The organism is Chloroflexota bacterium (assembly GCA_038040195.1).
Taxonomy (GTDB): Bacteria; Chloroflexota; Limnocylindria; order QHBO01; family QHBO01; genus DASTEQ01.
Map to the genome: position 1 here is coordinate 22,159 of JBBPIR010000011.1, position 10,711 is coordinate 32,869.

The following is a 10,711-nucleotide window of genomic DNA, read 5'->3' on the forward strand; positions in this document are numbered from 1 at the left end:
CATGACGCCTACAACGGCGATGAGGAAGAGGGTCGGAGTGGGTTCGCTCGGGTGCGGAGATCTGATCCGACGATTCCCGCTGAACGACCTGGTGAAGGCGGCACGACGGCCCCGGCGTTGAGCGGCGGGGCGTTTTCGTTCTCAGAATTTGGAGCCGACGGAGGGAATCGAACCCGCAACCGGCGGTTTACAAAACCGCTGCTCTGCCATTGAGCTACGTCGGCGTCTCGACCAAGATTCTAGGCGCCCGGCGGGCGGTACTGGACGGCGCGCGACTTCTCAAGCGCGGCCAGCGTCTCCTCTACGGTCAGCAGGACGGTGGTCGAGAACGAGCTGAGTGCCCCACCAGAGCCGATGGCGATGACCGCGGCGGCCACCGAGACGTTGTCAGGCGCCTCGACCACAGCGAAGCCGTCATCGGCTCCGAAGGCGTACCAGAAGCCATGGACCTTGCCCCCGACCGAATCCATATAGCTGCGCAGGGCCTCGCTGCGGTCCTCGGGGTGCTCGCGCAGACGGGCCCATGTGGCCGGGGTGTAGCCGAAGCGCATCAGGTACATGGTCATGGAGGAGCTCCCTCATAGGGCGAGGAACGAAGCCTACGGCGCATCACCGGGGTCGGGAAGCCCTCGCTGGCGGACGACCTCGAACAGGAGCAGTGCCCCGGCGGTGGCCGCGTTCAGGCTAGCCACGCGCCCGGCCATCGGGAAGCGAACCAGCACGTCACAGCGGCGCCGGGTGGCGCCACTCAGCCCGCTCCCCTCACTGCCAACCACCACCCCCAACGGACCGCGAAGGTCCGCTTCCCACGCGAGGGTCGCGGCCTCTTGGTCGGCTGCTACCAGTCGCAGCCCCCCTTCGTGAAGCTCGGTAAGGGTGGCGCCCAGGCTGGCGACGGGGGCGAGCCGCAGGTGCTCGGTGGCACCGGCCGAGGACTTCACGGCGGAGGCTCTGAGCGGCGCCGACCCACGCTCCGGGAAGATCACGCCGTCGACTCCGGCCGCCTCGGCGCTGCGTAGCAGGCCGCCCAGGTTGACCGGGTCCTGGAGGTGCTCGAGCACCAACAGGAACGGCGGGTGGCCGCCACGGGCGGCCGCGGCCAGCATCTCGTTCGGGTCGGACCAGCGTCGGGGTCCCACCTCCAGCAGGACACCCTGGTGACCGTCGAAGCCGGCCAGCCGGCCCAGCCGATCACGCTCGACCTCTTCGATCGGGATCGATGCCTGCGTGGCCGCACTCCGAATCGCGCGCAGCTCCGGGCTCGGCCGGGCCGTCCGAGCGATCAGCAGCCGACGCGCCAGCCGCCCCGCGGCCAGGGCCTCGGCCACCGGCCGTCGGCCCCCGATCCACTCGCTCACCGGGTGCGCTCGACGAGCGCCACGGCCCAGGCTGCGATCCCCTCGTGGCCGGGGAATCCAAGGCCGTCGGTGGTCGTGCCGCGAACCGATACCTGGCCGGCCGGGATGCCGATGAGCCCGGCCAACCGGGCTGCCATCTCGTCACGGCGAGGGCCGATGGCCGGGCGCTCCGCCCCGATCGCGAAGTCGACGCTCCGGGGCTCCCAGCCGGCGGCCCGCACCTGCTCGACGGCCAGGCGGAGCAGCTCCCCGGAGTCCGCGTCACGCGACGCGTCATCGGCCGGAAACAGAGTGCCGACGTCCCCCTGGCCCGCCGCCCCGAGAAGCGCGTCGATGACTGCATGGAGGGCCGCGTCTCCGTCCGAATGGCCGACCAGCCCACGCGGCTCGTCGGGGAACGCGAGGCCTCCCAGCCGCAGCGGTCGACCCGCCTCCAGGCGATGAGCGTCGACACCCACGCCCACCCGGACGGAATCACGCGAGGCGGAGACAAGCGCATCGGATCCAGGCATCGGCTCGTCCAGTGGCGCCATCCGACTCCGGAGAATGCAGTGCAGGAGTTCCGCATCCGCCGGCTCGGTGAGCTTGCGGTTGGCCGGGTCGCCCTCCACGGTCCGCACCGAGACGCCGATCGCGGTCAGCGCCGCCGCCTCGTCGGTCGGCTCCCAGCCCTGCGATCGGGCGGCCCCCAGCGCCGAGCGCAGGACCCCCAGCCCGGCAGCCTGGGGGGTCTGGGCGGCGACCAGGTCCGTGCGATCCACCGTGTCGAGGACCTGCCCGTCGCGGGCCCGCTTGAGCGTGTCGTTAACCGCGACCACTGGGATCGCTGCGTCGCCGTCGCCCGCGGCGCGTGCAACTCGTTCCATGAGCGCCGCCGATGCCGCGGGGCGCGCCGCGTCGTGGACCAGGACCACCGTGCCGGCGCCTACGCCCGCGTCGGCCAGCGCCTCCAGGCCGGCGCCCACCGAGTCGGCCCGCGCTTCCCCGCCGGCCACCAGGCGACAGCGCTGGGCGGCACCCGGCGGAAGGGCTGCCCGATAGCGTTCCAGCCCATCCGCCGGAACGACGAGGGCCACGACCTCCATCCCCGGCACGGCCAGTAGGGCGTCCAGGCTCCAGCGCCAGATGGCGCGACCCAGTGGCTCGAGCCACAGCTTGTCGGACCCCATCCGCCGGCCGCGACCGGCCGCGACCAGCACGCCGGCCAACGGGGGCGCGGCGGTCGTCACGTCCCGTCGCGGGGCTGGGCAAAGATCATGCGGCCGGCCACCGTCTGCAGGACGCGGGTGACCGTGATCGGTACGTCGTGGTCGATGAACCGGCTCCCACCCTCGACCACGATCATCGTTCCGTCGTCCAGGTAGCCAACCCCTTGCCCCGGCTCCTTGCCCTCCTGGATGATCCGCACGCTCATCTCCTCGCCCGGGTGGACCACCGCCTTGACGGCGTTGGCCAGCTCATTGATGTTCAGGACGCGGATCCCCTGCAGCTCGGCCACCCGGTTGAGGTTGTAGTCGTTGGTGAGGATCGCGGCCTCGGTGTCACGTGCCAGGGCCACCAGCTTGGCGTCGACTTCGTCCAGCTCGGGGTAATTGTCCTCGCTGATCTCGACCGGGGTGACCGAGTCCTTCTGGAGCGCCGCCAGCATCTCCAGGCCACGGCGCCCGCGGTTGCGACGCAACGCATCGGGCGAGTCGGCGATCCGCTGCAGCTCGTCCAGCACGAAGCGGGGCGCCACCAGCGCGCCCAGGATGAAGCCGGTCTTGCCGATATCCACGATCCGGCCGTCGATCACGGCGCTGGTATCGACCACGACCTTGGTCGGCACCCCGCGGCGACCACCCGGCGTGAGGCCCCCGATCGCCTTGAGGATGGCTTCGCGTTTGTACGTGAACGCCCCGGCCATGATCGCCGCCAACATGAGCGAGACCACCACCGGCAGGATGGTGCCCGGGGCGCCTCCGAGCTGGGAAAGCGGGATCCCGATCAGGGCGCCCATGAGCAGACCGATGAGGATCCCCGCCACGCCCAGCACGAACTCGGCGGCGCCTGCTTCAGACAGCCGGCCGACGGCCCAGCGGGTGGGATACAGGGTCACGTATGGGATGGCGAGGTAACCGAACAGGAGGGTGGCAACCACCACGGCCACCAGGAAAGCCGGTCGGTTGGGCCCTCCGATCAGGTCCGGGGCGCGATCAAGAATGACCAGGCCGAGGCCAAACCCGAGGATGATGCCGAGGAACGCGCCCGAAAGCCGGACGATGGTCTGCATGAGCCGATAAGTCCGCTTGGTGACCGTCGCGCGAGCCGATCACGAGATGAATGAACCGATGAGAACGGATGAATTCGCGCGAGCCCGCCGGAGCGGGGCGCCACACTAGCACTCCGCACCAGACCCGTCCAGACCGATATCCAGCCCCCTGACCCGGCTGTCGGGCCGGGCTTAGCTCGCGACCTTGACCGGCTGCTTGCGCGTCGCCTTCTTGGCGATCGTCACCTTGCCGTCGGCGTCCGCGTCGACCACGATCTTGTCGCCGCCCTGGAACTCAGCCATCAGCATCCGCTCGGCAAGCGGGTCCTCAATCTGGTGCTGGATTTCCCGGCGCAGGGGTCGGGCGCCGAATGCCTGGTCGAAGCCCTTGGTGATGATCGCGTCCTTGGCCGCGTCGGTGACGGTCAGCTCCATTTGCTGCGCGGCCAGCTGGTCGCGGACCCGATTCAGCAGGAGGTCCACGATGGACCGGATCTCCTCACGGGTCAGGCTGCGGAAGACGACCGAGGCGTCGATCCGGTTCAGGAACTCGGGGCGGAACAGGTTCTTCAGCTCGCCCAGGACCTTGTCCTTCATGCGGTCGTACTCGGCGACCGCCATGAGGTCCGCGTCCCCGCCGGCCCGGAAGCCAATCGAGCTGTCGCGCTGGATGAGCTGGGCGCCGACGTTGCTGGTCATGATCACGATCGTGTTCCGGAAGTCCACGCGCCGGCCCTTGGCATCGGTCAGTTGGCCGTCCTCCAGGACTTGGAGCAGGATGTTGAAGACCTCCGGGTGCGCCTTCTCGATCTCGTCCAGCAGGACCACGCTGTAGCTCTTGCGACGCACGGCCTCGGTCAGCTGCCCGCCCTCGTCGTAGCCGACATAGCCGGGCGGAGCGCCGACCAGGCGCGACACGTTATGGCGCTCCATGAACTCGCTCATGTCGAGCTTCACGAGCGCCTCCTCCGAGCCGAACATGAACTCGGCCAGCGCCTTGGCCAGCTCCGTCTTGCCCACCCCGGTCGGGCCCAGGAACACGAAGGAGCCGATCGGCCGCTTGGGATCCTTGAGGCCGGCCCGGGCTCGGCGCACCGCGCTGCTGATGGTCTTGATGGCCTCGTCCTGGCCGATGACGCGCCGATGGAGGGCCTCCTCCATCTTGAGCAGGCGCTCCTTCTCTTCCTGGCTGATGCGGACGACGGGGATGCCGGTCCACATGCTGACGACCTGCGCGATCTCCTCGTCGGTGACCTCGGGCGTCTCCTTGGCCGCCTCCTCGTGCCACGCCTTGCGCAGCTCGTCGATCCGCTCCCGGCCGGAGGCCTCTTCGTCGCGGAGCTTGGCGGCGCCCTCGTAGTCCTGCGCGGCAATCGCCTCGTCCTTGCGGCGGATGATCTCCTCCAGGTCCTGCTGCGCCTCACGCACGCTTGGTGGCGCCGACGCGTGGCGCAACCGAACCCGGGATCCGGCTTCATCAATCAGGTCGATGGCCTTGTCCGGCAGGGCTCGGTCTGCGACGTAGCGGACCGAGAGGTCGACCGCGGCCCGCAGCGCCTCATCGGTGTACTTCACATGGTGGTGCTCTTCGTACCGCGTCCGAATGCCGAGGAGGATCGCGTTGGCCTGGTCAACGGTCGGCTCGTCGACCATCACCGGCTGGAAGCGTCGCTCCAGGGCCGCGTCCTTCTCGATGTACTTGCGGTACTCGTCCAGAGTGGTGGCCCCGATGCACTGGAGCTCGCCGCGGGAGAGCGGCGGCTTGAGGATGTTGGCAGCGTCAATCGCACCCTCGGCGGCCCCCGCCCCGACCAGGGTGTGGAGCTCGTCGATGAACAAGACCGAGTCGCTGCTGGCCCGCAGCTCCTCGATGATCTTTTTCAGGCGCTCCTCGAACTCGCCGCGATATTTGGTCCCCGCAACCAGCGAGCCGATGTCCAGCGTGAGCACCCGCTTGTCGAGCAGGGTGTCCGGGACGTCGCCGGCCACGATCTTGTGCGCAAGTGCTTCGGCGATCGCCGTCTTGCCTACCCCCGGTTCCCCGATCAGGGCCGGGTTGTTCTTCGTCTTGCGACCCAGGATCTGGATGACGCGCTCGATCTCCTTCTCGCGACCGATGACCGGGTCCAGCTTGCCGGCGCGCGCCAGCTCGGTCAGGTTGATGCCCAGTGCGTCCAGGGTCGGGGTCTTGGAGGAACGCTTGGGCTCCTGGGACGGCGCGCTGGCGGTGCTCTGCGACAGGACGTGGATGACCTGGTGGCGGACTTTGTCGAGGTTCACGCCCAGGCTCTCGAGGACGCCGGCCGCGATCCCCTCGCCTTCGCGCACCAGGCCCAGGAGGAGATGCTCGGTCCCGATGTAGTTGTGGCCGAGGCGGCGCGCCTCATCGATGGCCAGCTCGATGACGCGCTTGGCGCGTGGCGTCAGGCCGACCTCGCCCACCACCGGGCGCTCCCCGCGGCCGATGATGAACTCCACCGCCTGCCGAACCTTCGACAGCTCGACGTTCATGTTCTCCAGGACGCGCGCGGCGACCCCCTCGCCCTCCCGCACCAGGCCGAGCAGGAGATGCTCGGTCCCGATGTAGTTGTGGTTGAAGCGCTGGGCTTCATCCTGGGCCAGGGTCAGGACCTTGCGTGCCCGGTCTGTGAACTTGTCGAAACGGTCCATATGCCTCTACCCGTTCGCATCCATTGGCGACCCCCGCGAACCGTACTTGAGTGTACGGCACCGCCTCGTACTGGTGTCGCACGCGGTACGGGTGGGGTCAATAGGTGATACGGCCCATTCGGCCTGACGGATCAATGCGGAACCCTCGGCTGGATGGCGCCTGGTCCGGCCTGCGGCCGGCTCAGCCCTCTTCGGGCTCGCTCGATGCCGGTGCCTCTTCCGGGGTGGGTTCGGCGGCCACTTCTGCAGCCGCGGTCTTGCGCTTTCGACTCTTGGCCGGAGCCGCGGCCTTGACCTTTTCAGCCGCCGGTTTCTCGACGGCAGGCTCCTCGGCCACGGCTTCAGCTACCGCCGGTTCCTCGGCAACGGCCTCAGCGACCACCGTTTCCGCGGCCGCAGATTCCACGGCCGCGGGTTCCTCGGCCGCGGCCTCGGCAACCGCGGGTTCGGCCGCTACCTCGGCGGCCGGCTCGTCGGCGCGGAACTGGTCGAGCAGGCCGGACTCGGCAAACGCCGCCGCCATGGTGTTATCGATACCTTCCTCGGGCTCCGCGGTCGCGTCCTCAGGCCGATAGTCGCGATCCCGGCCTCGGCCCCCACGACGGTCGCGCCGATCCCCGCGCTCCGCGCGATCGGTGTGTTCCACGCGATCGGTCCGCTCGGCTCGATCGGGAGGCGGCGCGCCGCCCTCGGAACGGCCGGGCGTCTCCTCGTAGTGCGGTTGCACCATCGGCGTCGATCGATCCTCGGTCTGCTTGAGGCTCAGGCCCAGCCGGTGGCGCTCGGAGTCGAGGCTGATGATCTTCAGCTTCAGCTCCTGGCCCTCGGATACGACATCGCCAGGATGCGCGACGCGGCTGTTCGAGAGCTCGCTGATGTGGATGAGGCCCTCGAGGCCCTCCTCGATCCGGACGAAGGCGCCGAAGTTGACGAGCTTGGTGACCGTGCCGTCGATGACATCGCCGATGGTGTACTTGGCCACCGACTCCTGCCATGGGTCGGGCTGGAGGCGACGAATGGACAGGCTGATCCGGCCCCGTTCGTGGTTGATGTCGATGACCTCGGCCTCGACCTCCTCACCGATGGCGTAGGCGGTCTCCGGGTTGTTCACCTTGTTCCAGGACAGCTCGCTCTTATGCACCAGGCCGTCGATCCCGCCCAGGTCGACGAAGACACCGAACGGGGCGATGCTCCGCACCTGTCCCGTCACGCGCTGCCCGACGTTGAGGGAGCTGAACAGCTCGTCGCGCTTCTCGCGGCGCTCCTCGTAGACGGCCACCTTCTCGGACAGGATGAGCCGATTCGCCTTGCGGTTGACCTCCAGGATCTTCAGCCGCAGGGTGCGGCCCACAAACGGCTGGAGCTTCTCCGCGATCTCCTGGGCGGCGTCGCGCGGCTGCTCGTCGCGCGGGCGTCGTGGAAAGTCGACGATCTGGGAGATCGGCACGAAGCCGCGTACGCCGAGGTCCACGATCAGCCCGCCCTTGTTGTGGTCGATGACGCGAGCCTCGACGATCTCGCCCGTCTCGAAGCGCTCCTGCATCGCGCGCCACTTGCGCTCGAGGCCGGCGCGACGGACCGACAGGACGGCGTGGCCCTCGGGCGACTCGGGCTGGAGGACATAGACGAGGACCGGATCGCCGACCTTCAGCTCCTGGCGCGGCTCGTCGCCCTCCCGGGGTCCGCCCCGCCGGCCCAGCAGCTCGCGGTTGGAAACCACGCCCTCGCTCTTGCCGCCGAAGTCGACCAGCAGCTCGTCGGGATCGACCCGGACCACAAGGCCTTCCACCACGTCCCCATGGCGGAGGTTCTTGACCTCGTGATCGGGGTGGTCGAGGGCCTCGGCCATGGTCGTCGGATCGGGACGGGGCTCGGGTACGGCCTCAGGCTCGGGTACGGCCTCAGGCTCGGGTACGGCCTCAGGCTCGAGCTCCGCGGCGGCCCCTTCGGCCACCTGCTCGGCAGGGGCCTCGAGTTCGACTGCGGCCTCAACTGTCGGCGGCTCAGTGCCCTCCGCCTCGGCCGTCGGCGTTTCGGCACTCGGCGCTTCGACCATCTGCTCGTCGGCTGGTGCCTCGGCGATGATCTCCACAGCCGGTTCAGGGGCGGGTTCGACCTCGGGCTCCGCGACCATGGTCGCGGCCTCGGTGGCCTGCGCGGTCGGGGCTTCCGGCGCGTCCGCCGCGGGATCGGATCCGGCCGAGGACTCCTCGGCCGAAGCGGCGGGCTGCGGGTCTTCGATCAAGTGATGGGTGCTCCTGTCCATATCGGTCTCTCTGAAAACAGAAACGCCCTCCGCATGCGGAGGGCGTCAGCCCGGGTTGTGAACAGTCCTGGTCCTCGTGGCGACGACTCGGTGCTCTCCTCCTGGGCGTTTGTGACGGCGTCCCGCACGTTTATATGGTTGTCCTGCTCAGAGGCCGGCGTAGCATACCATCGGAGTCAATGGTGCCCGAGCGTGCCTGAGCTGCCGGATCTGACGGTCGTGGCCGAGGAGCTGGCACGGCGCGCGACCGGTCGTCAGATCGCGGAAGCCTCGGCCCCTGCCCCCATCCTGCTGCGGGCCACAGCCGACGACCTCGAGGCCCTGCGCGGCATGACCCTGGGACCGGCATCGCGGCGCGGGAAGTTCCTCGTCACGCCGCTGCTCCGCGATGGGGAGGAGCAGCGCCTCCTGCTCGCCAATCCGATGCTCGCCGGGCGGTTCTGGTTGCTCGACAAACCGGGGCAACGGGTGCGGGCACGGACCGGGCTGCGGTTGATCTTTACCGATGGCGGCGAGTTGCGGTACGTCGACCGCGAGATGCTCGGCAAGCTGTACCTGGTCACGCGCACGCAGCTCGACCAGGTGCCCGGCTGGGCCGAGATGGGTCCCGACGCGGACGATCCGGCGCTCACCCTGGACGCGTTCCGGGCGCGGATTCGGCGCCACCCGGGGGAGCTGAAATCGCTCCTCCGCAACCAGCATTTCGTGGCCGGCATCGGCAACGCGTACAGCGACGAGATCCTGTGGGCGGCCCGGCTGGCGCCCTTGCGCCGCCGCAGCAGCCTGAAGCCCGAGGACGTCGACCGGCTGTACGAATCCATGCACCAGGTCCTGGCCGAGGCGACGTCGCGCCTGCGCGAGCTCGTCCCGCCCGATATCGAGGTGCAGCACCGGGAGTTCCTGCGCGTCCACCTCCGCGGCGGCGAGCCGTGCCCGCGGTGCGGGAAGCCACTGCGCCAGATCGGCGGTGATGAGGCGACGACGTTCTGCCGGACCTGCCAGCCGCCGATCTAGGGGACGGGAATGATCAGGACCTGTCCAGGGTGGATGAGGTCGCCGGTCAGGCCATTGGCGTCCCGAATGGCCTGCGCGGTCGTCCCGAAGCGGGCCGCGATCCCGTTGAGCGTGTCCCCCGACTGCACGATGTAGGTCACCGGGGTCGGGGCGGGCGTGGGTGTCGGAGCCGGCGTCGGGGTCGGTTCTGGGGTCGCGGTGGGCGAGGCAGGCGGCGATCCGGTCTCGCTCGGTTCGGGCGAGGGGGACGGGGAAAACGCGACCGACGGGGATGGGGACGCATCCGGCGGGGACACCAGGCCCTGCAGCCCGCGCAGTCCCACCCAGGCCACCGCCGCGCCAGTTCCGATCAGCAGGATCACGATCAGGGCGGCGGTACCAACGCGACGCGAGCGGGCCGGGATGATCGCCCGTGGCGCGGCTTCCAGGACCACGCGGGTGGAGCCGAAGGTCGCGTCCGGAGCGGCTGGCCCCCACGTGGGGCCGACCGGTCCAACCACCTCGAGGTGGGTCTGATACCGCGTGCACCCTTCGTAGCCACCGCCCAGGCAGAAGCGAACCTGGTGGTCGCGATCAATGGCCGAGAACGATCCGCTGGCCGCGCACCGGTGGGCGGGGTCGGCCGTCGCCGACACGGCGCGCGGGTCCCCGCCCAGGGTCAGGAGGGGGCAGATGGTCTCCACGCCCCAAGAATACGGGGCCGCGAAGAATGCGGGGCCGGGACACCGGGCGCCGGGAAAGCAAATATCCCGGCGACGACCTATTTTCCCAGGGAGTTGCCCCCCGAGTATCTTCGGCGCTGGAGAGCTTAACTTCCGTGTTCGGGATGGGAACGGGTGGTTCCTCTCCGCTAGCGTCACCGGGATATTCTTCAATTGCGACCCCACACCCCGAACGGGGCGGGTCAACCGACTCTGGAAGCACCGATTTGTATCGTCTTGGCATCCGCGTCCAGCCACGTGCTAGACGCGTGAAAATAGGTCAAGCCCTCGACCGTTAGTACCGCTTCGCTGAACGCATTGCTGCGCGTACACGTGCGGCCTATCAAACAGCTAGTCTCGCTGCGGTCTTACCCGGTTAACCCGGTGGGGAACCTCATCTTGAGGCGAGCTTCGCACTTAGATGCTTTCAGTGCTTATCCCAACCGAACAT

Annotated in this window: 8 protein-coding genes, 1 tRNA gene and 2 rRNA genes; 1 reads left to right on the forward strand and 10 read right to left on the reverse strand. The window is 69.1% G+C overall.

The annotated features are described in order from the left end of the window. Positions 1–149 precede the first annotated feature (149 nt). From AABM41_09265 to AABM41_09295, 7 genes are all read right to left on the reverse strand, one after another. Positions 150–224, reverse strand: a tRNA-Thr gene (locus tag AABM41_09265). Positions 225–239: 15 nt separating this feature from the next. Further along, on the reverse strand, positions 240–566 hold the full coding sequence (locus tag AABM41_09270; protein MEK6192494.1) for a GYD domain-containing protein: 327 nt from the start codon (positions 564–566) through the stop codon (positions 240–242). Between the two features lie 33 nt (positions 567–599). Further along, positions 600–1,358 carry a 23S rRNA (guanosine(2251)-2'-O)-methyltransferase RlmB gene (rlmB, locus tag AABM41_09275; protein MEK6192495.1) on the reverse strand — a complete coding sequence of 253 codons (759 nt, stop codon included), beginning with the start codon at positions 1,356–1,358 and terminating at the stop codon, positions 600–602. After that, positions 1,355–2,587 (reverse strand): 2-C-methyl-D-erythritol 4-phosphate cytidylyltransferase, encoded by a 1,233-nt coding sequence (gene ispD / locus AABM41_09280; protein MEK6192496.1) that lies wholly within the window; start codon positions 2,585–2,587, stop codon positions 1,355–1,357. The genes rlmB and ispD overlap by 4 nt, the downstream gene beginning before the upstream one ends. After that, positions 2,584–3,630: a PIN domain-containing protein gene (locus AABM41_09285; protein ID MEK6192497.1), complete on the reverse strand. Its 1,047-nt coding sequence runs from the start codon at positions 3,628–3,630 to the stop codon at positions 2,584–2,586. The genes ispD and AABM41_09285 overlap by 4 nt, the downstream gene beginning before the upstream one ends. 171 nt (positions 3,631–3,801) lie before the next feature. After that, the gene (locus AABM41_09290) at positions 3,802–6,279 is read right to left on the reverse strand and encodes an ATP-dependent Clp protease ATP-binding subunit (protein ID MEK6192498.1); all 2,478 of its coding nucleotides are present in this window, start codon (positions 6,277–6,279) and stop codon (positions 3,802–3,804) included. Between the two features lie 181 nt (positions 6,280–6,460). Next, positions 6,461–8,524 (reverse strand): S1 RNA-binding domain-containing protein, encoded by a 2,064-nt coding sequence (locus AABM41_09295; GenBank protein MEK6192499.1) that lies wholly within the window; start codon positions 8,522–8,524, stop codon positions 6,461–6,463. A gap of 213 nt (positions 8,525–8,737) precedes the next feature. Between AABM41_09295 and AABM41_09300 the strand changes: the two genes are divergently transcribed. After that, positions 8,738–9,559 carry a DNA-formamidopyrimidine glycosylase family protein gene (locus AABM41_09300; GenBank protein ID MEK6192500.1) on the forward strand — a complete coding sequence of 274 codons (822 nt, stop codon included), beginning with the start codon at positions 8,738–8,740 and terminating at the stop codon, positions 9,557–9,559. On the opposite strand, the gene AABM41_09305 is transcribed toward AABM41_09300, so the two are convergent. The 3 genes from AABM41_09305 to AABM41_09315 all read right to left on the reverse strand — a co-directional run. Continuing rightward, positions 9,556–10,242: a LysM peptidoglycan-binding domain-containing protein gene (locus AABM41_09305; protein MEK6192501.1), complete on the reverse strand. Its 687-nt coding sequence runs from the start codon at positions 10,240–10,242 to the stop codon at positions 9,556–9,558. The two genes, AABM41_09300 and AABM41_09305, sit on opposite strands and share 4 nt — an antisense overlap. A 64-nt stretch (positions 10,243–10,306) precedes the next feature. After that, a 5S ribosomal RNA gene (rrf, locus tag AABM41_09310) occupies positions 10,307–10,423 on the reverse strand. A gap of 113 nt (positions 10,424–10,536) precedes the next feature. Then, a 23S ribosomal RNA gene (locus AABM41_09315) occupies positions 10,537–10,711 on the reverse strand; the annotation flags it as partial.

Coding starts and splice junctions, on each gene's coding strand:
- AABM41_09270 (MEK6192494.1), bottom strand. CDS start 566: ATGACCATGTACCTGATGCGCTTCGGCTACACCCCGGCCACATGGGCC.
- AABM41_09285 (MEK6192497.1), bottom strand. CDS start 3,630: ATGCAGACCATCGTCCGGCTTTCGGGCGCGTTCCTCGGCATCATCCTC.
- AABM41_09290 (MEK6192498.1), bottom strand. CDS start 6,279: ATGGACCGTTTCGACAAGTTCACAGACCGGGCACGCAAGGTCCTGACC.